Genomic DNA, 22,269 nt, shown 5'->3' on the forward strand with positions numbered 1-22,269 from the left:
CGCTGGTGCCCTCACCCCGACCCTCTCCCACAGGGAGAGGGAGAAAAGATCAGGCCAGGCGCGGATACGCATCCGCAATCGCATCCCCGGTAAACTGCGCCACCCAACCCTCCGGGTTATCGAAAATACGAATGGCGGTAAAGTTCGGCTCTGAGCCCATATCAAACCAGTGCGGCGTGCCTGCGGGCACGGAAATCAGGTCGTTTTTCTCGCACAGCACCTGATACACCTCATCGCCGATGTGCAGGCAGAATAATCCCGCCCCTTCCACGAAAAAACGTACTTCGTCTTCGCCGTGGGTGTGTTCGTTCAGGAACTTCGCGCGCAGCGCCTCTTTCTGCGGATTGTCGGCGCGCAGGCTGATCACATCCCAGCTCTGGTAACCTTTCTCTGCCACCAGCTTGTCGATCGCATGCTGATACGCAGCGATCACGGCTTCAGGCGCGGGATCGTGCCCTAAATCGCGATCCGCAGCCCAGCGTTCAAACCGCACGCCTTTTGCGTTGAGCTGTTGGGCAATCTCGGCGGCGTCGGTGCTGTGCCACTGGTGCTGACTGGCGTCTTTATCGGAATAAATGGTCAATGCGCTCATGAAGGGATCTGCTCCGGATTAATCTCGTCAAACTGGTGGATCTGATGGTGATGGCTTGCGCCGTCATCTTCACCGCGAATCAGTTGCAGGGTGCGAAAACCCGCCTGTTCAGCCGCGTCCAGCTCCTGATGAATATCCGACAGAAACAGGATCTGCGACGGGGCGATGCCCGTTTGCGCCGCAATATTTTGATAAGACTGCACCTCGCGCTTGGCGCCAATGTGGGTATCAAAATAGCCGCTGAATAAGTGAGTAATATCACCTTCGTCGCTGTAGCCAAATAACAGTTTCTGCGCGGCGACGGAGCCAGAGGAATAAACATAGAGATCAATCCCTTGTGCCTTCCACTTTTCCAGCGTGGGCAGTACGTCAGGATAGAGGTGTCCGGTAAAGTCACCGTTGACGTAACCGTCCTGCCAGATGATGCCTTGCAGGGCTTTGAGCGCCGTCGATTTGCGGTCTTCATCCATAAAGGTAAACAGCACGTTGATGAGATCGCTGACGCTGGCATGCGGAGCGCTGATTTCATCGCGCAGGTTGTCCAGAATCGATTTGACCGGCTCGGCGTACTGCTGCGCGGTCACGAAGGCCGCCAGCCGCTCACGCGCGTAGGGGAACAAAACATCATGGACAAAACGGATATCGCTGGTGGTCCCTTCAATATCCGTCACAATCGCGCGAATCATACTCTCTCCCATTGTCGTAAACGCATTTCGCATTCAAATAAGAATTCTAAACCTTCCAGATGACGGCGGGCTTCGGCCACGTCGCGTCCCCAGCAGGTTAAGCCATGGCCGCGCAGAAGAAAACCATAATTAAGCGGGCGTTCCTGCGCGTAATGGGCGATGCGCGAGGCGAGGGCGTCGATGTCCTGGTCGTTATCAAACACCGGGATGGCCACCGTATCCCGATGCGTGGTCTGCCCGGTAAGGGATTTTTGCATCTCGAAACCGGTGATCTTCAGCTCGGCCTCGTTCACCAGCCGCGACAGCACCGTGGCATTGACGGTGTGAACGTGCAGGACAGCGTTAGCTTCGGGGAACAGGCGATAGATGAGGGTATGCAGCCCGGTCTCTGCCGACGGTTTACGGCCAGACGGCGCACGGTTGGTGGCGATTTCAACCTGTAGAAAATCGGCGGTGGTCAGGCTACCTTTATCTTTTCCGGATTCGCTCAGCCAGCACAGGTGTTCATCCTGACGCACGGACATATTGCCGCCGGTAGCGGGCGCCCAGCCTTTAGCGCCAATCCAGCGGCAGGCCTCGACCAGGTGTGTGAGTTGCAGGTTGTCTGTCATTTCCTTTTACCCTCTCGGCCAGGAATATTTATATCGTTTAGACGTCTAAGCGTCTTGATTGCCAAAGACTAACATCGTGTTATAGTGTCAGCAACATAAGTATTACAGGCAGGCACACTACAATGAGCAATAACCCGTTGATCCCGCAGAGTAAACTTCCCAATCTCGGCACGACGATTTTTACGCAGATGAGCGCCCTGGCGCAGCAGCACAACGCCATTAACCTCTCACAAGGTTTCCCGGATTTTGATGGGCCGAAATATTTGCAGGAGCGTCTGGCGTACCACGTTGCGCAGGGAGCCAACCAGTATGCGCCGATGACCGGCGTGCAGACGTTGCGTGAAGCCATTGCGGATAAAACGGCGGAGTTATACGGCCATAAGCCTGACGCGAACAGCGATATTACGGTGACGGCAGGGGCGACCGAAGCGCTGTATGCGGCGATAACCGCCCTGGTGCGTACGGGTGATGAGGTGATTTGTTTTGACCCGAGCTACGATAGCTACGCCCCGGCGATTGAACTGGCCGGCGGCGTGGTGAAGCGCGTGGCGCTCCAGCCACCGCATTTTCGCCCTGACTGGCAGGCATTTGCTGCGCTGCTGAGTGACAAAACCCGTCTGGTGATCCTGAATACTCCGCATAATCCGTCGGCGACGGTGTGGCAAAAAGCCGATTTTGCTGCGCTGTGGCAGGCCATCGCCGAACGTGAAATATATGTTCTGAGCGACGAGGTGTATGAGCATATCTGCTTCGCCGAAGAGGGGCATGCCAGCGTGCTGGCGCATCCGCAACTTCGCGAGCGTGCAATCGCGGTATCGTCATTTGGGAAAACCTACCATATGACCGGCTGGAAGATAGGGTACTGCGTGGCCCCGGCGGCCATTAGCGCTGAGCTGCGCAAAGTGCATCAGTACCTGACGTTTGCCGTGAACACACCGGCTCAGCTGGCGCTGGCGGATATGCTGCGTGCGGAACCCGGGCATTACCGCGAGCTGCCGCACTTCTATCGTGAACGTCGGGATCTGTTTGTGGCGGCGCTGAGCAAAAGCCGCCTGGTAATTTTGCCGTCTGAAGGAACCTATTTCCTGCTGGCCGACTACAGCGCGATTTCCGATCTGGACGACGTGAGTTTCTGCCAGTTGTTGACGAAAGAGGTGGGAGTGGCGGCCATTCCGCTGTCGGTGTTCTGCGCCGATCCCTTCCCGCATAAGCTGATTCGTCTTTGCTTTGCGAAGCAGGAATCGACGCTGCTCGCTGCGGCAGAGCGTCTGGCGACGCTCTGACTATTTCACCGTCCAGGCTTCTGAAAAACGACGGTCTGCGAAGAGTTCGAGCAGACCGTTGATCTGCTTCAGACGCAGCACTTCATCGCTGTCCATACCCAACTCCTGGCCAATTTTCTGCTCACTCCAGCCCATAAGCACCAGTTCTCGCACGATTTCTGACATGGCGTTGATCTGGTGGCGTCCACGCGCGCGGTTGTGACGAATAGTTGCAGCCATGCGATCGAACTTTTCCTGGCGCGCTTTACGCAGGCAGGTAACAGGGAGGTAACCTTTAAGCTGGCGCTTCAGGATCGCCCGGTTACTGCCGATATCATGACGGTGAAAACCATCGACAATTTCGTAGTGCTGTGGCGCATTTTCCGTCACAACGATAGGTTGTGTGAATCCATCCAGCTCCAGTGACTTGCTGAGCAGCCGCTTTTCCGGCGGCGCGACGTTATTTGGGTTGTAATCGTTAGCGGTGATGTTTGTCTTTTTTATCCACAATACGCAATCGACGGGCTGATCGCGAAAAGGGCTGATTTCATGTAATGCCTGACGAAACGCATTAATAGCGGCTATTCGCTCTTCTTCTGAAAGTGCCTGAAGGTACGTTTCCATTTCGGTGATTATTCGTTGTTGCATAAAATCCCCCATTCCTTGCGTTTTGCTTTCACTCTGTCGCTGTAGCGCTGATAGTGTTTAGGCTTATTTGGGCTAAACGAAAGTGCCCGGCACCAATAGTCATTGTTGAGTAAAACCTTACAAATGCGTCGCCAGGAAGGGATATCTTTTGCACCAATGTCACCCTCCTGCGTGTCGGGAATATCGTTCATGCCTCGCTTTTGATACCAGTGGAGATAAACCGCGATTTTGTTGCGGTAATGTTCCGCCGTATTTTGCGGCATGCTGTCGAGTAACAGCATGGCGTATTCGCGCCAGCCGAGATGGTCTGGTTTCAGGATCTTCCGGTGGCCATAAAAATGGTTATCGTGCCCGGCATAAATACCTCCGCTTCGCACGCCGCAGGCGCGTTCACACATCGCCGCCCAGCGTTCGGGTTCAATGACATGATAGAGCCACAAGCCCTGACGCTGTTCCGGGCCAAACGGTTCGCAGATGCGCATATAACGCGGCGGCACCCCCGCCTTGTACATCAGGTCGTATAACGGGTTATAGCAACATTTTGATTTCGCGAACCACGTCCAGATGTCGGCGGTTTTCCAGTCGTACAAGGGGTAGATATACCAGGCGTGCCCACCCGGGGCGACGGTCGTCCAGGGTTTATCGTCAGAAAAGCGCTGCTTACGCGCCGACGCGATAGCCAGAAAGCGGTTGTAAGATTCATCGGCGCGGATCCCCACCATGACGGCGGCAGGACGTTTTTGTGCATACCATTCGGCAAACTCGCGCACGAAGGCTTCAAACGTCATTCCCTGCTGATAAAAATCGAAATAGTGGTAATCGGTAATGGCGTCTTCCGGTGGCTGGCGAACCCAGTTTGTCCCGGGTTCCCAGCACTGCCATTCAGGTTGAAACTGTGACAGGGCGTTCTGGGTCGTGAGCGGAAGCGCTACCCACCAGAACTGATGGATAACATCCCGATACAGCGTTCTCATCGTGTCAACATGCTGAATGGTTGAGGAGAATTGCGCTTCCCAGTCCAGAAAGATGACATCTATTTTTCGCTTTAATTGCCGTGCTTTCTGGGCAACGAGATGCAGCATCACGGTAGAATCTTTTCCACCGGAAAAGGAAACGCAGACCCTGGAGAAATTGTTAAGCGTCCAGTCTATGCGTTCCGCAGAAGCGTCTAAAACATTTTCCTGTAAAGGGATTTTATAGATCGACATGATTAATCGCGTCCTGCGTGTTAAATGTCTGGAAAAAAACAAAACGATATTATGGAATTATTTGTCCTTAATTTCACGGGGGCATTTTCTTCGGGTTGCCTTATTTGCATTCACCATGCAAATGTATTTTACGCAGACGGCGGAGAAACGCAGAGCTTATGCATTTTTTCAATGAATGTTGAAAAAACAGTGCTATTCAGTGATGAACGGCTGTAGAGCATATAGATCTTTAATTCAGGCAGCTCAAACGGTGGCTCAAGCCTTTTTAATTTCAACGGTTCTTTATATGTTTCATAGATCGACACGGGGATGAAGCCTAACAGATCAGATGAACAGACCATGGAGATGAGAGAGCTAAGGGAGTCCGTACGAAAAGCAATATTCCTTTCCGGAAACGCGTCATTTGCGCGACTCTGAAACTCTTTTACACCCGGATGAGCACTCTGGTAAAAAGTGAATTTCTCCTGGTATAGCACTTCCAGCGTGACTGCGTCAGCGAGCCTTGGGTGGTCTGCTCTACAGATTAAGGCTATCGGCACCGTGGTGAAGTGGGTGCAGACCACAGAGCGATTGTGGATAGGTGCGATAGAGAAGATGAGATCGGCCTTACGATAGGCCAACAAATCTTCCGCTGATTCGGAGGAAATGAGCATGTCTCTTTGCTCTATCTCATAATTCTCTTCAGATATTAAAAGCTTCAACGGTTCGAGCATCGAACCAGGAGACACCATTTGAGAGCAATAGATAACGAACTTTTTTTTGATGTCCGAGTGATGCATCATGTTGATCGTCTGCTCAAGCTGATTGAGATTTTTTTCCAGATGATGATGCAGGTTGGTACCTACTGTGGTTGGCGTAATTCCCTTCCCTGAACGGATAAACAGGGGGTCATTAAGCTGACCGCGCAGGCGTTGCAGCGACTGGCTGACGGCGGATGGCGTGATATAAAGCGTCTCGGCAGCCCTACTGATACTGAGATGTTGGTAAATGCATTCGAAGATGACTAACAGATTGAGATCGAATTTTTTTAGGTCGTAGAGGTTTGCCATGTTTCGTCCTGAGTGAGTTGAGTTTGCTGTCGTTATCACATCCTGGAGTACGACAGAGGGAAGTTACCCTTTACAATCCGTGTGAATAACTCGCTTAATTTAAAATTTAAGTGATCTTAATATATCACGGCTTTGGATTATTGAAACATAACTTCAAGACTAATTAAGATAATTTTATCTTTAAAGTTTGATTGAATTATTTGAATGAAAAGTGGTGTTTATATATAGCGTGAAACCCATAATGAAATTAAATTTATAATCTTTCAGAGTCCTCTTCGATACTGCCTATCACAGCCATAGGCAGGACTATCCCTCTTATGCATTGCTCAATGCGCGCAGGGGTGCTGTAATCAAAGCGCTGTTACGGCCTTGATACAAGGTATGTAGAGCGCAACGCAACGCCAGCTTCGGCTGGCACTGAATGTACCTGCGGGGAATTCAGGTATCAGGGCCGCCCGTTGAGGCGGCCTTTTTACTTTCAGGCTTTCCTGTAAAAGGTTCACCTTGCTGTCTTGTTGCTGTTGTAAGGTTTGGCTGATTGATTTGATAAAGCATACGCATTAGCCCCGATGGATAAAGTTGGTTACCTTACATCTCAACGAAAACACGGAGGAAGTACAGATGTCTTTGATTAACACTAAAATTAAACCTTTCAAAAACCAGGCGTTCAAAAACGGTGAGTTCATCGAAGTAACCGAGAAAGATATCGAAGGCCGCTGGAGCGTGTTCTTCTTCTATCCGGCTGACTTCACCTTCGTTTGCCCGACCGAACTGGGCGACGTGGCAGACCACTACGAAGAACTGCAAAAGCTGGGCGTAGACGTTTACTCTGTTTCTACCGATACCCACTTCACCCACAAAGCGTGGCACAGCAGCTCTGAAACTATCGCGAAAATCAAATACGCGATGATCGGCGACCCGACTGGCGCCCTGACCCGTAACTTCGACAACATGCGTGAAGATGAAGGCCTGGCAGACCGCGCGACCTTCGTTGTTGACCCGCAGGGCATTATCCAGGCTATCGAAGTTACCGCTGAAGGTATCGGCCGTGATGCATCTGACCTGCTGCGCAAAGTGAAAGCGGCTCAGTACGTTGCTTCTCACCCAGGCGAAGTGTGCCCGGCGAAATGGAAAGAAGGCGAAGCGACGCTGGCGCCATCTCTGGACCTGGTCGGCAAGATCTAAATTTCCGTTGTTTTTCACGCCATAGCTGCGTTGGCGTCGCCTGCTCACCCTGGTCACTTACTTTAGTAAGCTCCCGGGGATTCTCAGGCTAGCCGCCTTGCTCTGACGCGAAATACTTTGGAAATTGTTTCAGTCATGGGCGCTCCCCGCGCCCATTTCATTCCAGCACCATGATGCAAGTTGCATTCAGGCAGCCCGTATAAGGCGGCTTGCATGATGACGTTTTAAGAGAGGGAAGAATAATGCTCGACACTAACATGAAAACCCAGCTCAAGGCCTACCTTGAGAAACTGACCAAACCTGTTGAGCTGATTGCCACGCTGGACGACAGCGCGAAATCGGCAGAAATCAAAGCACTGCTGACAGAGATTGCTGAGCTGTCGCCGAAAGTGACCTTCAAAGAAGACAACACGCTGGCAGTCCGTAAGCCTTCTTTCCTGATCGCCAACCCAGGGTCTGACCAGGGCCCGCGTTTCGCGGGCTCTCCGCTGGGGCACGAATTTACGTCCCTGGTGCTGGCGCTGCTGTGGACCGGTGGTCATCCGTCAAAAGAAGCGCAGGCGCTGCTGGAGCAGATCCGCGATATCGACGGTGATTTTGAGTTTGAAACCTATTACTCGCTCTCCTGCCACAACTGCCCGGACGTGGTGCAGGCGCTAAACCTGATGTCTGTCCTCAACCCACGCATTAAGCACACGGCGATTGACGGCGGTACGTTCCAGAACGAAATCACCGAGCGCAACGTGATGGGCGTTCCGGCGGTTTACCTGAATGGCCAGGAGTTCGGCCAGGGACGCATGACGCTGACCGAAATCGTCGCCAAAGTGGATACCGGCGCAGAAAAACGCACGGCGGAAGAGCTGAACCAACGCGATGCGTACGATGTGCTGATTGTCGGTTCCGGCCCGGCGGGCGCGGCGGCAGCGGTCTACTCCGCACGTAAAGGGATCCGTACCGGTCTGATGGGCGAGCGTTTCGGTGGTCAGGTTCTGGATACCGTAGACATTGAAAACTACATTTCCGTGCCGAAAACCGAAGGCCAGAAGCTGGCCGGTGCGTTGAAAGCGCACGTCAGCGACTACGACGTGGATGTCATTGACAGCCAGAGCGCCAGCAAACTGGTTCCGGCGGCGGTCGAGGGTGGTTTGCACCAGATTGAAACGGCGTCCGGCGCGGTGCTGAAAGCGCGCAGCGTGATCATTGCCACCGGCGCGAAATGGCGCAACATGAACGTCCCGGGCGAAGATCAGTATCGCACCAAAGGCGTGACCTATTGCCCCCACTGTGACGGCCCGCTGTTCAAAGGTAAACGCGTCGCGGTGATCGGTGGCGGTAACTCCGGCGTGGAAGCGGCTATCGATCTGGCGGGAATTGTGGAACACGTTACCCTGCTGGAGTTCGCTCCGGAGATGAAAGCGGACCAGGTGTTGCAGGATAAGGTGCGTAGCCTGAATAACGTCGACATTGTGCTCAATGCCCAGACGACAGAAGTGAAAGGCGACGGCAGCAAAGTGACTGGTCTGGAATACCGTGACCGCGTGAGCGGCGATATCCACAGCGCAGCGCTGGCAGGGATCTTTGTTCAGATTGGCCTGCTGCCAAACACCACCTGGCTGGAAGGCGCTATTGAGCGTAACCGCATGGGCGAGATCATCATCGATGCGAAATGCGAAACCAGCGTTAAGGGCGTATTTGCGGCGGGCGACTGCACCACCGTGCCGTACAAACAGATCATCATCGCTACCGGTGAAGGTGCGAAAGCGTCGCTGAGCTCGTTTGATTACCTGATCCGCACCAAAACTGCATAATAAAAGAAAGCAAGACGACACCTGCAATGCCAGAGGCCACCTAAAGGTGGCCTCTTTTTTTATCTGACGACCATCACCGGAATGTGGGTGTGGCGGATCACGCTGGAGGCGTTCGACCCCAGCAGGTGAGTGGTGATGGAAGGGTTACGTGAACCAATCACTACCACGTCGGCATTTAATTCCCCGGCAAGCTCATTAACGGCGTCGCGCACGCTACCGAACCGGACGTGGGTTTTGATGCGGGAAGGATCGATGCTGAAGTGCCCGACCATGGTTTGCAGGCGCGTCTCGGCTTCGTGCTGTAAATGCTCTTCAAAACGACGCACATCAGCAGCGAAACGATGCAGGCTCAGGCTGGCAGAGCCCGGCAAAACATGCAGAAGATGAATAATTCCGTCCTGCTGCGCGAGAAATTCCGCGTGACGTATAGCCTTATCACTCAGTTCCATTTCAAAAACATCAACCGGCATAATGATTGTTTGATACATAACCGTTTCTCCTTGTTAATAAACGCTGAAATCATTCAACCACAAAATATAAATGGTTTCTGTAATCCCGACAGCACTTTTTTATCTCGCCAGGATAAATCTCAAAACAGCCGGATTCCGGGGCAGATCCCGAGAGGTAGCTACCCTTTTATAAGCTTACCCACACCCTTTCGGAGGTTGCATGAAAGCTCTCACCTATCACGGTCCACATCATGTTCGGGTCGATAATGTCCCCGATCCGGGCATCGAACAGCCTGACGATATCATCCTGCGCGTAACGGCCACGGCGATCTGTGGTTCTGATTTGCATCTTTATCGCGGAAAAATTCCCAAGGTCCAGCATGGCGATATCTTTGGTCATGAATTTATGGGCGAGGTGGTGGAGTGCGGGAGCGAAGTGAAGAACGTGCAGAAAGGTGACCGGGTGGTGATCCCGTTTGTAATTGCCTGCGGTGACTGCTTCTTTTGCCAGATGCAACAGTACGCGGCCTGCGAAAACACGAATCGCGGGCAGGGCGCGGCGCTGAACAAAAAGCAAATTCCCGCCCCTGCCGCGCTGTTTGGCTACAGCCATCTTTACGGCGGCGTGCCGGGCGGACAGGCGGAGTATGTGCGCGTCCCGAAAGGCAACGTGGGGCCGTTTAAAGTGCCTCAACTGCTGTCTGACGACAAAGCGCTTTTCCTGTCAGATATTCTGCCTACCGCCTGGCAGGCGGCGAAAAATGCGCAGATTCAGAGAGGCTCCAGCGTCGCCGTATTCGGGGCCGGGCCGGTGGGGCTACTGACCATTGCCTGCGCGCGGCTTCTCGGCGCAGAGCAGATTTTTGTGGTTGATCATCATCCCTATCGACTGCGGTTTGCCCAGGAGCGCTACGGCGCGATCCCGATTAACTTTGATGACGATAACGACGCGGCGGAGAAAATCATTGAGCAAACGGCCGGACAGCGCGGAGTGGATGCGGTGATTGATGCCGTCGGGTTTGAGGCCAAAGGCAGCACCACGGAAACGATCCTCAGTAACCTGAAAATTGAAGGCAGCAGCGGCAAAGCCCTGCGCCAGTGCATTGCTGCGGTGCGGCGCGGAGGCGTGGTCAGCGTGCCGGGCGTGTATGCCGGTTTTATACACGGCTTCCTGTTTGGCGATGCCTTCGATAAAGGGCTGAGCTTTAAGATGGGGCAGACCCACGTCCATGCCTGGCTGGGAGAGCTGCTGCCGCTTATCGAAAAAGGGCTGCTTACACCGGAAGATATTGTCACCCACTATCTTCCGCTGGCTGATGCGGAGCGCGCCTATAAAATCTTCGAAAAACGGGAGGAGGAGTGCCGCAAGGTGATCCTGGTGCCTGGTGCAGACACCCCGGAGGCAGCGCAGCAGAAAGTGAAGGGACTGGTGAATGCCTTCCCCGGCGGCGTTGTGTGAGGTTCCTCACTCACCAGTGGCGCTCAAGGTATAGCACCGCCACGACGAGGATCGCCAGGATGATGAGAAAAACCAGTGTGATAACAAGTATCTCACCCATGACCGTCCCCACGGCACCACAACAGAGTAAGCGTGGATTAAGCGGTTTTTGTCCGATATAACACAATCGGGTGAATTTGCGGAAAGAGGATGCGGGTGCATCCTCTGTGCAAAGCGGGGTCGCTTGTTCAGAAGGGATTAACGCAGGTAATCGCCAGCGGCTTCGGGCTGGTAGAGCAGCTCAAGCACTTCCAGGTGAGCTGAGGCACCGCCAGGGAGTTCCCAGTGGATAGTATCGCCTGTGCGCAGTCCAAGCAGCGCCGCGCCCACGGGTGCCAGCACCGACAGTTGCGTGCTGCTGTCGGTCATCTGCGCCGGATAGACCAGCGTACGGGTGAGCTCCTCGCCGGTGGTCAGGTTGCGGAACTTCACCTGGCTGTTCATGGTGACCACATCATGCGGCATGGTCTCAGGCGTACACATCTGCGCCCGGTCTAGCTCTTCGTTCAGCGCATCGGCTACCGGCAGCGAGGCGAATTCTGGTTTCTCCAACAGTCGGTCAATACGTTCTGCGTCGAGTTCATTGATGATAATCGTAGGTCTGGACATTTTTACTCCATGTCGTTAATGCTGCGTGTAACGCAGAAACCAATCCAAAAGAAAACCCTCGCCGTCTGGCAGCGAGGGTTTAACTTAGCTGATGATACTGTCTGAAACCGTAAGTTTGAAGTGATGAAGGTCACAATCATGCGCCATATGAATTTTTGGCAATAAACCCGGCGTCCCGATTCACGCTGAACGGAAATTTCGTTACGCTGGAAAGACTGAACCCGGGCAATGCGCGTTGCAGCCCCAGCGTAGAGAGAGCGATATGTACTTTTACCAACCTTCTCAGGGGCACGGCCTGCCGCACGACCCGCTGAACGCCATTATCGGTCCACGTCCGATTGGCTGGATCTCATCCTGTGATAAGGCCGGTCAACTGAACCTTGCCCCGTACAGCTTCTTTAACTGTTTTAACTATCGCCCACCGATCATTGGTTTTTCCAGCAATGGCTGGAAGGATAGCGTGCGGAATATTACCGAAACGGGGGAGTTTGTCTGGAACCTCGCAACGCGCGATCTGGCCGAGGCGATGAATGAAACCTCCGCCACGCTCCCTCATGGCGAGGATGAATTTACCTTTGCCGGCCTGACGCCCGTAGCCAGCCAGCTTGTGAGCTCGCCGCGCGTGGCGGAAAGCCCGGTGAATTTCGAGTGTCGATTGTCACAGTGCATTCAGCTTACCGGCGCGGATGGGACACCGATTGATACCTGGCTGGTGCTCGGCGAAGTCGTGGGCGTCCATATCGCCGAGAGTTTGCTGGAAGAGGGGATTTACCAGACCGCGAAAGCGCAGCCCATTCTGCGTGCGGGTGGACCGACGGCCTACTATGCCATCAGTGATAGCCATCGCTTCGACCTGGTACGCCCGGATGCGCGCAGGGGGTAATATGCGCGCAACCCTGTTGCCCGCCGATCAGCAGTTTTTTGCCGATCTGTTGAGCGGCCTGGTGCTCAACCCACAGCAGTTGGGGCGAGTCTGGTTTGCTCATCGTGGCGCGTCTGACGCTGTCGGAAGCGTGAGCCGCGACTGGCCACGGCTTGACGTCGTTCTTCGCGGGGAATATGGCAACAGACTGGTTGCCGGGCAGCAGCCCCTCCACCAGGGGGAAATGCTGTTTCTTCCCGCCCAGGCCGCCAGCGTCCCGGTGTTTGAACGACCGGTCATGCTGCTGAGCATTCTTTTCGCGCCGTCGTGGCTGGGGCTGGTGTTTCATGATACCCGGCACGGGCGATCCGTGCCTGCGCAGCGACACGTGGAGCTTCCTCACCCTGAACGAGGTGAATGTGCCGCGATGCTGATGGCCCTGACGCACCTGAGCGCTTCCCCGCAGGACCAGGCTATTATTCAACCACTGGTGCTGAGCCTGCTGCACTGGTGCCGTAAAGTGGTGTCGTCGCTGCCTGAACCGGGAGTGTCGCGCGGGGATTTCCTCTATCAGAGCATTTGTAACTGGGTGCAGGAAAACTATGCTGAACCCCTGTCGCGGGACAGCGTCGCTTCGCTGTTTAATATTTCGGCTAACCATCTGTCACGCCTGTTCTCTCAACAGGGGATGATGAGTTTTGTGGATTACGTTCGTTGGGTGCGTATGGCGAAGGCGAGAACCATCCTGCAAAAATACCACCTGCCGGTGGGGGAAGTGGCGAAGCGCTGTGGCTATGCCGATAGCGACTATTTTAGCCGTCTTTTCCGGCGCCAGTTTGGCCTGACGCCGGGGGAGTATCGCGCACGCTTTCAGTGACAGTCAGAACGTGATTTCAGCGTTCAACAGATCCAGGATACTTTGCGGCGTCGTTGCTGCAAACAGCGACTCGCGAAATGTTTTATTGACCAGCTTCCGCGCCAGCTGGGAAAAGACCTTCACGTGATTAATCCCTTCCTGAGCGCCGAGCGTCAGCATGATCACCAGCTCGACGTCGCCCAAATCCGACTCCCAGTCAATCGCCTTGTCCAGACGGGCAATGCTGATGCTGGAATGGCGTATCCATTGCGATTTGGTGTGAGGGATCGCCACGCCAAACCCGACGGCGGTAGTGACAATCTCTTCGCGCTGCCAGAGATCTTCTTCAAGCTCGAGCGGGTTTTCGGTCCTGCCATGAATCGCAAGATTTCCGCATAAGAACTGAAGCACCTGCTCTTTTGAGGTCAGCGGCTCATTGACCACGATAGTCTCCAGCGCCAGCAATGGACGCGGCGGCGCTTCCGGTGTGAAATCCGCCAGCAGGGCTTCAATCTCCTCTGCGCTGCGGCTGTCGCAGGCCTTATCTGCCAGCGCCCGGCAGGTCGCCATGTCCAGCTGACGCAACTGGGTTTTTACCGCAGGGATGCGCGGCCCGCTCATGCTGAACTCATCCAAGCCCAGCCCAAGCAGAAGAGGGAGGTAGCGCTGCTCTCCGCCAAGTTCCCCGCAAATGCCGACCCATTTCCCGTGACGATGCGCTGCGGTGACGATCTGGCGAACCATGCGTAAAAAAGACGGTGTGATGGGGTTATACAGCCCCGAAACGCGCGGGTTGTTGCGATCGACAGCGTAGAGATACTGAGTCATATCGTTCGAGCCGATACTGAAGAAATCCACCTCTTCGCAGAAGTGATCGATGATAAAGCAGACTGAAGGCACTTCAACCATGATCCCCAGCGGCAGGCGCGCGGTGTGACGTAACCCCTGTGAGGCCAGGGCGTCACGAACGTTTTGCAGCTCCTGTTTGATCCATAAAATCTGATCGAGGCTGTGCACCATCGGGATCATCAACAGCGCATTGCCGCTTGCGCCTGCGCGTAAGATCGCGCGCAGTTGGGTGCGGAAGAGATCGGCAAATTCGGGATAAATGCGAACGGCGCGATAGCCGAGGAACGGGTTTTCTTCCTGGGGAATGTTCAGGTAAGGGATCTGCTTATCGCCGCCGATGTCCATTGTGCGAAAGATGACCGGCTTGCCCTGCGCGGAGAGCAGCACCTGCTGATAGGCTTCGAATTGCTCCTGCTCGTCCGGCGCGGTGTCTCTGTCCATATACAGCATTTCAGTGCGAAACAGCCCGATACCCTGCGCGCCGCAGGTAAACGCCCCGGGCGCTTCCAGCGCGCTGCCGATGTTGGCGGCAATCTCTACCGGTACGTTGTCGCGGGTGAGCGCTGGAAGACCCGCATCTTTGATCTGCTGCTGGTGGCGTCGGTCGGCAAGGCGCTGCGCCACGCTGTAGTAATCATTCACCGCGTCGTTGGGTTCAACGACCAGCACGCTACAGATGCCGTCCAGAATGACCTCTTTTCCCATCAACGGCGCCAGTGAGGCGACCGTAAAACCACTCAGCACAGGCACGGAGGCCGCGCGTGCCAGGATCAGCGTATGCGACGTCCGGCCTGTTTTTTCAAGCACCATGCCTTTCAGGTACTGCGTGTCGAGGCTGAGAAACTGGCTGGGCGTCAGATCTTCCGCCACCAGAATAGTGGGGGCGCTGAGGGTGAATGCGGAGGTTTGCTGCAACTCCGGCCAGGTAATGTTAAGAAGCTGCTCGCTGATGTCGCGAATATCGCTGACGCGTTCACGCAGGTAGTCGCTGGCGGAGAGTGACAGCTTGTCGCAGATCAGCTCCATATTACGAATGATCGCCTCCGCAAGGCTTAGCCGCTCCTCGGCGATCAGTCGGCGTATGGTGCCGCCAAACTCCTCATCCTGGATCAGCGAAAGATGCGCGCTAAGAATGGTTTTACTCTCGCCGTCGAGCCCGCGCAGGCGGTGGTTGAGCCGTTCGGCCAGCGTCGCCAGGCTGTGTTCCAGGCGGGTAATATCTTCCGGCGAGGCGGGGATCTGACAATAACGTTTGAGGTTATCGCTCTGCCAGCCTCGCAGAGTGCCAGCCCCGATGCCACTGGCGAGCGTAATGCCGTGCTGAAGATGGGGAGCAAGCCTTACAAGCGAGCGGGGCAGGGGATGCGCAACGTGCGGCGCGTCGCCGGAGGGAATACTGTCGCTGTCGATAAACGCGCCGGTGAGATACGCCTCCAGCACGCGTCGGGCCTGCTCCTCGTCGCTGCCGTTAATTTCCAGCACGCAGCTGTCATTAAACAGCGTACCGGTACTGATCAGCGCCAGCGAGCTTTTGGCATCCGCGTGAGTGTGAAGCCGTCTGTTGATAAAACGGATGTCGCTGCGCCATGCGCTGCACTGCTCTTTTAACGCCCAGGCCGGACGCGCATGCAGGCCGTTGGGCAGTGGGCAGAAAAATTCAATTGAAAGCATACTTCCTCCTGGCCGCGTGAGATCAGCATCTGAAGTCCGTCAGATGATCCACGGTCTCACGGTTCATGCCTGCCACAAGCGCGACAAGCAGTTGTTGGGTGTGATGAATGTCTTTTTCGTCGGCAATGGATGCCGCGCAGTGCCCGTGTCGGGTAGGGGGACCAAGCACAAGAGTCGGCACGCCAGTGCCGAAGAGATGGATCGCCCCGCCGTCCGTTCCGCCGTTGCTGAACATGTCTTTTTGCAGCGGGATCCCCTGCGAGCGCGCGATTGTCTCAGCCAGCGCAATCAGTTTGGCTGGGGCGATGAGCGTTTTGTCGTACAGCACCAGCATCGGGCCCGCACCGATCTGGCGATGGTTGGCGCTGCCATAATCGAAATTTTTTGACCAGCAGGCGGTATCCAGCACCAGCGCGATATCAGGATGAATGGCGCGCGTGGCGGTCTGGCCGCCGCGCAGGCCGACCTCTTCACTTGAGCTGGCCACCAGCCAAAGCTCGCAGTCGAGCGGCGTCTGGTGCAGCTCGCGCAGCAGCGCGATCAGCAGGTAACAGCCGAGACGATCGTCGAAGGCTTTACCCATCACCCGATTGTGGGGAAGGATTTGAAAGGGTGTATCGAACGTCACGCGGTCGCCTGCGTCGATACCGGCGGCGAACACCTCCTCCGCCGACGTCGCGCCAATGTCGACACGCAAATTGTCAACGTTTTCTCCTTTCAGATCCCCATCCAGCAGTCCCGGTATTTTTTTCCCGTTACGCGTGGTGATGCGCACCGGCTGAAGGGTACGGGCCATCATGCGCACGTTGCCGATGGGCAGGACATCAATGGCCCCTTCGCGCGAGACGCTGCGCACCATAAAACCGACTTCATCCATATGGGCGCAGACCATCACCTTCGGGCCCCGGCTCTGGTTGACGCGGATAAGCACGGAACCCAGCCCATCAAACTGAACCTCTTTATGGTACTTTTGCGCCTCACTGAGCAGGATGTCGCGCACCTCTTGCTCTGAGGCCGCAATGGCGTCTGCTTCGCTCAGGGCGCGCAGTAAATCTCTGTCCACTCTTATTCTCCCGTCAGCAATAGCCGTTTGTCGAAGGTATAAAGCACCTCGGCGCCCGTTTCCGTCACCAGCACCACATCTTCAATTCGTACCCCGCCCAGGTGTTCAAGGTAGATCCCCGGCTCAACGGTCAGCACCATGCCGGGCTGCAACGGGGTGCGGTCGGTAGGGGAAAAACGTGGATTTTCATGAACATCAATACCAATGGCATGGCCGGTGTTATGCCCGAACTGCGGACCGTAACCTGCACGTTCAATCACGGAACGTGCGGCGCTATCGATCTGATGACAGGAAACGCCGGGGCGGATGGCATCAATAGCTGCCTGTTGTGCCGCCAGAACGATCTGGTACACCGCATAGAGAGGGTGTTCCTCCGGCGGCGTGTTTTGCCCGGCGACAAGAAAGGTCCTTGTCATATCCGAGCAATACCCCTGGTGTTGGGCGCCGAAATCAAGGGTGATCATCTCGCCAGGCATAATCACTTTGTCAGAGGCTTTGCCGTGGGGCAGCGCACCGCGCGGCCCGCTGGCGACAATGGTGTCGAAAGAGGGCTTGTCCGCGCCCTCCTGCTTCATAAACCACTCCAGCTCGGCAGCGACTTCACGTTCGCGCATACCGGGCTGAATGAAACGCCGGATGTGCTGTGCGGCGCGGTCGGCAATGCCGCATGCTGCACGGATACGGTCGATTTCGTCAGCGGTTTTTATCTGCCGCAGCGCGTCAAGCGAGGTGCTGCAAAGGGTGGCATTCAGCGTATCGCGCCACAGCACGCCTGTTTGCCAGCTCACGTATTCACCCTCAAAGCCAAGACGGGTGAGAGCTTCCTTCGCAATAATCTGGTTCACCGCCTGCGCAAACGGGTTCTCCGTGTTAAGCAGATGCATCTCATAGCCCGCCGCTCGTGAAGCGATATCGCTGTAGTAACGGAAATCCACCAGGATATGTGCCGCGGTTTGTGTCACCAGCACATATCCCGAACCGGTTGAAATGCCCAGGTGCGGCTGTTTATTCTGGCGCGAAGAGATGAGCACGCCGTCCAGTTTTTCCGCAGCCAGCCAGGCACGAAGCCTTCTCAGTAATTCCATGGTTCACCCCGTTACAGCGTGTCGATAGCGAGTTTCCCGCGCTTGTGCAGACTGTTACGAATAATCACTACCAACAGCGCGGTGATCGCCGCCCCGACCACAATACTGAGCATGTACGCCCCCAGATTGGTGACCAGTGGCCACGCCCAGATCGCCGATTCAGGGAACCACTGCACGGCACCGAGCGCGGTGGCGGTCATTGCACCGGCGATCGCGCCCGCCATATACGCCGGCAGCGTCGCAAGCGGATTTTCCAGCAGGAACGGGATGGCCCCTTCACTGATGCCCATAAAGGCGAGGAACATGGCCGTTTTGCCTTGCGGATAAAGCTGCGGACTAAACAGGCGTTTGCCGGTCAGACGATGGTCAATCAGCGTGGCCAGCCCCAGACCAATGGGCGGAATAACAATCGCCACGGCGCGGGAGGTGATGGGCAGGACATGATCGGTTGTCAGCCCCAGGCCAACAAATCCCGCCGCTTTGTTAATGGGGCCGCCAAGATCAATCGCCGTGGCCGCCGCCATCCCGATGGCGTACATCATGGAGCCCGCCTGACCCGCCGCCAGCAGTACGGTCCGCATACCTGCATTCAGCCAGCCGCCAATCGGCGTGATGATGTAATACATCGCCAGCATCACAAACAGCGCCGAGAGGATTGGGATCAGAAAGGTGCTTTTAAAGGCCAGCAGATACTGTGGAACGTTAATGCGGCTATTCAGCCATTTGACCAGATAGCCTGCGGCTATGGCGATAATCAGTGCGCCAATAAACGTGGAGGGCACGGGTTTGGTGGCAAGCCAGGTCAGTTTTTCCGCATCAAAGTTCAGCACCAGCGTCGGCTGCGTGGCGACAAGGCCACCGATAAACCCGGCCGGGAAGGCCAGTTTTCCGCCGATAGAGTTGGCGACAAAGGCGGCAAACATTGGGATGGCGAAGCTGAACAGCAGCCCGCCGAACGATTCAGTCAGATAGCCAAATTTCAATAGCGAGAGATTGAAACCGGTGAATTTGCCTGAGTTAAGCGCGTCGAGAATACCGGTGTCAGGCGGGATCTCCAGCCAGACGTAGGCGATAAGCTGTGAAATGGCGAGGATAACCCCGCCCATGATAAGTGTTGGCACCATGCGGGATATCCCCGACATAATGTGCTGTGGAAGCTCTTTCCAGAAAGACGCACCGGCGGCAACCGGTGCGGATTTGATGGCAAGAGTGTCACCCTCGTGACTGTCCGGGCGAACCGCGCTGCGTTTTTTAATAGCCATGACGAAAACCCCTGGATGTGAAGATTATTATTGTTCTGCTGCAATCATCTCTTCGATCTCTTTCAGGGTGCCTGCCGCGTTTTTAATGGCGTCCTGAAGCGTAATCTCATACACGTCGCGCATTTCGAAGCGTTCATTGTCTTCCGGGGTGATCGCGATGGCGTGGATGATAATGTCAGCGTCGGCAATATCCTGCGGGGTCAGGCGATTCTGGATCCCGTCCGCGCCCTGGGTTTCAATTTTTACCTCATAACCGGCTTCCGTCGCCGCGTCTTCCAGCGCCTGGGCTGCCATGAAGGTATGTGCCAGGCCCATCGGGCAGGCGCACAGTGCAATCAGTTTTTTAGCCATGTGAAATTCCTCCTGTAGATAACGCCACGATTATGACGGGGAGGTTTCAGTGATGTTTACCAGATTAATAATGCTTTTGCTGGAAAAATGATGCGTGTGAGCGGAAGTGTGAGGTTAATCGTCATATCACGGAAGCCAATGAAAAACCGGGCAAAAAGTTGCCCGGCGCAGCATCAGTAACCGGCTTTATCAATGACAAACTGTTTGCCGCAGTTGCCCGGATGCGGCTGTGGCGCAAAGGAGCCGTCAGAGAGTGGGTTGTTGATGGTGCTGGCGTTCAGCGAGATCTGCATTTCGGTCAGATAAGCCGGATTGCCGTGGCAGGTAAGCTTGAACGCTTTTACGCTCTGTTTTCCCCAGCTTTTGGCCACGGCTGTATCGAAGTCGCTGCGGCGGACGCTTTTGCCATAGTTTTCCGCCAGAAATTTTCCTGCCGCGCTGTGCTTCACTTCCTGGTTCATGCGCACCATGGTGCCGAAGTAAGCGTCGGGATCAAAACCAAAGCAGACGCCGTGTTTCGCGTATTCATAACGTTCAAGGCAGGAGTTGCCGCCCGCGCCGGGCATCACGCTGTTCAGCTTCGCCGCGCCCGTTAGCGATAGTCCGGTCTCTGCGGCGTCACATTTGCGGCTGGCTTTTGCTTCCGGCATATTCGGAACCGGACGAGTGGCGCAGCCGAAGCGCATCCAGCGGCGTTCATCCACTCCGCGAGCAGCAATCGATTTCGGCAATGCTGGCCATAAGCCGTGGACGGTCAGAAAATCGGTTTTGTTGCTGCTCTCTTTTTGCAGGCGACACTCTTCCGGTTCGTCACGGTTACGTTCGACCATGCTCTGGCAAAATCCGGTTTGCCAGGAAAGGGCCAGAACGTAGCGATCGAAATCGCCGTACTGGGTTGGCTTAAGCGGATCTGCCTGAATTGAGAAGACACAGAGTGCAAGCGCTACTGCGCCAGACGGGATAACGATATCCTTCCTGAACATTTGCTTTCCTGATTGGTTGGGCGCGATTAATTTCTGGGGGTTATTAAAGCACAAAAAGCGCCCGCAGGCGCTTTTTGGAAATCAGGAATTTCGCTTAGGCAGCGCCGGGAACCAGTACTTCGGTGGCGATAATAACGATAATCAGGCCAACCAGCACCGGCACTGACGTGCGTTTTACCACTTCAAACGGAGAGATTTTCGCCATCCCCGCAACCGCAACCACCACGCCCGATACCGGAGAAATGGTACGACCCAGGTTGGAGGCCTGAAGCATTGGAATGGACAGGTAAGCCGGGTTGATGCCGGAGGAGTGTGCCAGCTTAGGGATCATCTCAACAAAGGCGTAGAACGGCGCGTTACCGGAGCCGGTGGTCATCGCCGCCAGCATGGTCAGCACCACCAGCACCAGCATCAGGATAATGCTGGCCGAGCCGAACGAGGTGGCGATAGAGATCAGGCTCTGAATAAAGCCGATGGTGCTCAGCCCCTGGGCAAACACCCCCGCGGCAACCAGCAGCATCACCACGCCCGCGAAGGCATCCGCCATACCGCGGAAGGCTACTTCCAGACCCGTGAACACTTTCTGGGTGTTAAAACCACGAACGAACTCCAGGATGGCCGCCAGCAGCATACAGATCACCAGGATAGTGATGATGTGCAGCTGCGGGCCCCATTTGCCGTCGAAAATAAGCACGCCAATAATCGGCGTGAAGGGCAGGATGGAATAAAACGCCGGGGCGGTAGTGGTGATTTCGCTGACGTCCATCATTTCGTGGCTGACGTTCTCTTTCTTATCGAGATAGCGCTGCCAGAAGAAATGCGCCACGCCCATGCCGAGAATAGCGGTGATGGAGATCGGCAGTGTGGTTTTGAAGGCGAAGTCAATTAGCGACATTTCCGCGGCTTTCGCGGCCAGCACTACGTCACCGGAAGTAGGGGAGAGAATAATCGCCGCCGGAGAGGCGCAAATAGCCGCCGCTGCACCACGGCTGATCCCGACGTTAACCATTACCGGGAATAAAGTTGCCATTAACAGCACGCCAAGGCCCGTTGCTGAGGAAACGGCTAATGACATCAGACAGGCCAGGAAATAGGCCGCGACCATCAGCAGATAGGGGGAGTTAATATATTGCAGCGGCTTAGAAGCCAGCTTTACCACCATATCATTCGCGCCGATATGGGTCATATAGGCAGCAAATCCGCAGAGCATCATGATCATCATGCCCAGATCGCCGCCGCGGCTCATCAGCAGAATTTTTATATATTCCACAATATCGGTAGCGGTATATCCGGTACTGGCTTCGCTGGCGGGTAAAACCTGATGACCCATTAGCGCGCTAATGATCAGCAGCGTCAGGCCGCCGACAAATAGCACGCCGGTGGCTGAGTAACCTTTAATGATGTAGCGTGCTACACCGACAATGACCACGACTCCAATGAGGAGTTCGAGAAAAGTAAGCATGATTTCCCCTGTTTCCTTGCTGCCCGAGAGACAAATAATCAATAAAAAAGAAGCTGAAATGTGCCGAATAAATGTCCAGTCCTTGCTGATTAAAATCAAGAAAGAGACTACTAAAGGCACTGATGACGATATTTTTGCTAACCCTGCGTCATTTATATTAAGACGTTATTGACCTGATGAATAGATATTATATGTCATTAAATTGATGGTGAAGTGTTAA

The 22,269-nt window shown here is 55.1% G+C and carries 22 protein-coding genes; 6 read left to right on the forward strand and 16 right to left on the reverse strand.

The features are described from left to right. Positions 1–49: 49 nt before the first annotated feature. The 3 genes from ACOTZD_RS09730 to ACOTZD_RS09740 are packed head-to-tail and all read right to left on the reverse strand — an operon-like array spanning position 50 to position 1,889. Complete coding sequence (locus tag ACOTZD_RS09730) at positions 50–592, reverse strand: 1,2-dihydroxy-3-keto-5-methylthiopentene dioxygenase (RefSeq protein ID WP_023315605.1); 543 nt, start codon at positions 590–592, stop codon at positions 50–52. After that, on the reverse strand, positions 589–1,278 hold the full coding sequence (mtnC, locus tag ACOTZD_RS09735) for an acireductone synthase (RefSeq protein WP_174401993.1): 690 nt from the start codon (positions 1,276–1,278) through the stop codon (positions 589–591). Before mtnC ends, ACOTZD_RS09730 begins: the two co-directional genes overlap by 4 nt. Then, complete coding sequence (locus tag ACOTZD_RS09740; protein ID WP_022650583.1) at positions 1,275–1,889, reverse strand: methylthioribulose 1-phosphate dehydratase; 615 nt, start codon at positions 1,887–1,889, stop codon at positions 1,275–1,277. The genes mtnC and ACOTZD_RS09740 overlap by 4 nt, the downstream gene beginning before the upstream one ends. A gap of 122 nt (positions 1,890–2,011) precedes the next feature. Here ACOTZD_RS09740 and ACOTZD_RS09745 point away from each other — a divergent pair, with 122 nt between their 5' ends. Beyond that, positions 2,012–3,172 (forward strand): pyridoxal phosphate-dependent aminotransferase, encoded by a 1,161-nt coding sequence (locus ACOTZD_RS09745; RefSeq protein WP_063944378.1) that lies wholly within the window; start codon positions 2,012–2,014, stop codon positions 3,170–3,172. Here the strand turns inward: ACOTZD_RS09745 and ACOTZD_RS09750 are convergent, their stop codons facing one another. From ACOTZD_RS09750 to citR, 3 genes are all read right to left on the reverse strand, one after another. Next, a complete protein-coding gene (locus tag ACOTZD_RS09750) occupies positions 3,173–3,799 on the reverse strand; it encodes an IbrB-like domain-containing protein (protein WP_022650584.1) in 627 nt (208 codons plus the stop codon). Next, on the reverse strand, positions 3,784–5,007 hold the full coding sequence (locus ACOTZD_RS09755; RefSeq protein ID WP_023315608.1) for a phosphoadenosine phosphosulfate reductase: 1,224 nt from the start codon (positions 5,005–5,007) through the stop codon (positions 3,784–3,786). The genes ACOTZD_RS09750 and ACOTZD_RS09755 overlap by 16 nt, the downstream gene beginning before the upstream one ends. A 128-nt stretch (positions 5,008–5,135) precedes the next feature. Next, the gene (citR, locus tag ACOTZD_RS09760) at positions 5,136–6,056 is read right to left on the reverse strand and encodes a DNA-binding transcriptional repressor CitR (RefSeq protein ID WP_022650586.1); all 921 of its coding nucleotides are present in this window, start codon (positions 6,054–6,056) and stop codon (positions 5,136–5,138) included. 621 nt (positions 6,057–6,677) lie between these two features. On the opposite strand from citR, the gene ahpC reads away from it, so the two are divergent. After that, positions 6,678–7,241, forward strand: a complete 564-nt coding sequence (gene ahpC, locus ACOTZD_RS09765; RefSeq protein ID WP_003858764.1) for an alkyl hydroperoxide reductase subunit C — start codon at positions 6,678–6,680, stop codon at positions 7,239–7,241. A 242-nt stretch (positions 7,242–7,483) separates the two neighbouring features. Next, positions 7,484–9,049, forward strand: coding sequence for an alkyl hydroperoxide reductase subunit F (gene ahpF / locus ACOTZD_RS09770; RefSeq protein WP_174401994.1), 1,566 nt, complete (start codon positions 7,484–7,486; stop codon positions 9,047–9,049). Positions 9,050–9,108: 59 nt separating this feature from the next. On the opposite strand, the gene uspG is transcribed toward ahpF, so the two are convergent. Continuing rightward, positions 9,109–9,537: a universal stress protein UspG gene (gene uspG / locus ACOTZD_RS09775; RefSeq protein WP_022650588.1), complete on the reverse strand. Its 429-nt coding sequence runs from the start codon at positions 9,535–9,537 to the stop codon at positions 9,109–9,111. Positions 9,538–9,718: 181 nt separating this feature from the next. Between uspG and ACOTZD_RS09780 the strand changes: the two genes are divergently transcribed. Further along, positions 9,719–10,957 (forward strand): zinc-dependent alcohol dehydrogenase, encoded by a 1,239-nt coding sequence (locus ACOTZD_RS09780; RefSeq protein WP_022650589.1) that lies wholly within the window; start codon positions 9,719–9,721, stop codon positions 10,955–10,957. 10 nt (positions 10,958–10,967) lie between these two features. Here the strand turns inward: ACOTZD_RS09780 and yldA are convergent, their stop codons facing one another. After that, complete coding sequence (gene yldA / locus ACOTZD_RS09785) at positions 10,968–11,057, reverse strand: small membrane protein YldA (protein WP_015571155.1); 90 nt, start codon at positions 11,055–11,057, stop codon at positions 10,968–10,970. Between the two features lie 137 nt (positions 11,058–11,194). Continuing rightward, positions 11,195–11,605 (reverse strand): nucleoside diphosphate kinase regulator, encoded by a 411-nt coding sequence (rnk, locus tag ACOTZD_RS09790; RefSeq protein ID WP_006809650.1) that lies wholly within the window; start codon positions 11,603–11,605, stop codon positions 11,195–11,197. A 262-nt stretch (positions 11,606–11,867) separates the two neighbouring features. Here rnk and ACOTZD_RS09795 point away from each other — a divergent pair, with 262 nt between their 5' ends. Together ACOTZD_RS09795 and ACOTZD_RS09800 are read left to right on the forward strand one after the other, a co-directional pair. After that, positions 11,868–12,488, forward strand: coding sequence for a flavin reductase family protein (locus ACOTZD_RS09795; RefSeq protein ID WP_003858756.1), 621 nt, complete (start codon positions 11,868–11,870; stop codon positions 12,486–12,488). Position 12,489: 1 nt separating this feature from the next. Next, the gene (locus ACOTZD_RS09800; RefSeq protein ID WP_032657563.1) at positions 12,490–13,344 is read left to right on the forward strand and encodes a helix-turn-helix domain-containing protein; all 855 of its coding nucleotides are present in this window, start codon (positions 12,490–12,492) and stop codon (positions 13,342–13,344) included. A 3-nt stretch (positions 13,345–13,347) separates the two neighbouring features. Here ACOTZD_RS09800 and ptsP read toward each other — a convergent pair whose 3' ends face one another. From ptsP to dcuC, 7 genes are all read right to left on the reverse strand, one after another. Further along, entirely contained in the window at positions 13,348–15,843 is a 2,496-nt protein-coding gene (gene ptsP / locus ACOTZD_RS09805) for a phosphoenolpyruvate--protein phosphotransferase (protein ID WP_048210482.1), read from the reverse strand. 22 nt (positions 15,844–15,865) lie between these two features. Then, entirely contained in the window at positions 15,866–16,906 is a 1,041-nt protein-coding gene (gene ypdE, locus ACOTZD_RS09810; protein ID WP_023324306.1) for an aminopeptidase, read from the reverse strand. Positions 16,907–16,908: 2 nt separating this feature from the next. Further along, positions 16,909–17,991 (reverse strand): aminopeptidase, encoded by a 1,083-nt coding sequence (gene ypdF, locus ACOTZD_RS09815; protein WP_174401995.1) that lies wholly within the window; start codon positions 17,989–17,991, stop codon positions 16,909–16,911. 11 nt (positions 17,992–18,002) lie between these two features. Further along, the gene (locus tag ACOTZD_RS09820; protein ID WP_003858745.1) at positions 18,003–19,253 is read right to left on the reverse strand and encodes a PTS fructose transporter subunit IIC; all 1,251 of its coding nucleotides are present in this window, start codon (positions 19,251–19,253) and stop codon (positions 18,003–18,005) included. Between the two features lie 27 nt (positions 19,254–19,280). After that, positions 19,281–19,604 carry a PTS fructose transporter subunit IIB gene (locus ACOTZD_RS09825; protein ID WP_058659397.1) on the reverse strand — a complete coding sequence of 108 codons (324 nt, stop codon included), beginning with the start codon at positions 19,602–19,604 and terminating at the stop codon, positions 19,281–19,283. Between the two features lie 173 nt (positions 19,605–19,777). Next, on the reverse strand, positions 19,778–20,587 hold the full coding sequence (gene rna, locus ACOTZD_RS09830) for a ribonuclease I (RefSeq protein WP_023315614.1): 810 nt from the start codon (positions 20,585–20,587) through the stop codon (positions 19,778–19,780). Between the two features lie 94 nt (positions 20,588–20,681). Then, positions 20,682–22,049 carry an anaerobic C4-dicarboxylate transporter DcuC gene (gene dcuC, locus ACOTZD_RS09835; protein WP_017382481.1) on the reverse strand — a complete coding sequence of 456 codons (1,368 nt, stop codon included), beginning with the start codon at positions 22,047–22,049 and terminating at the stop codon, positions 20,682–20,684. Positions 22,050–22,269 lie beyond the last annotated feature (220 nt).

Source organism: Enterobacter cloacae complex sp. SHL022 (assembly GCF_049237785.1).
In the GTDB taxonomy this organism is placed as follows: Bacteria; Pseudomonadota; Gammaproteobacteria; order Enterobacterales; family Enterobacteriaceae; genus Enterobacter; species Enterobacter hormaechei_C.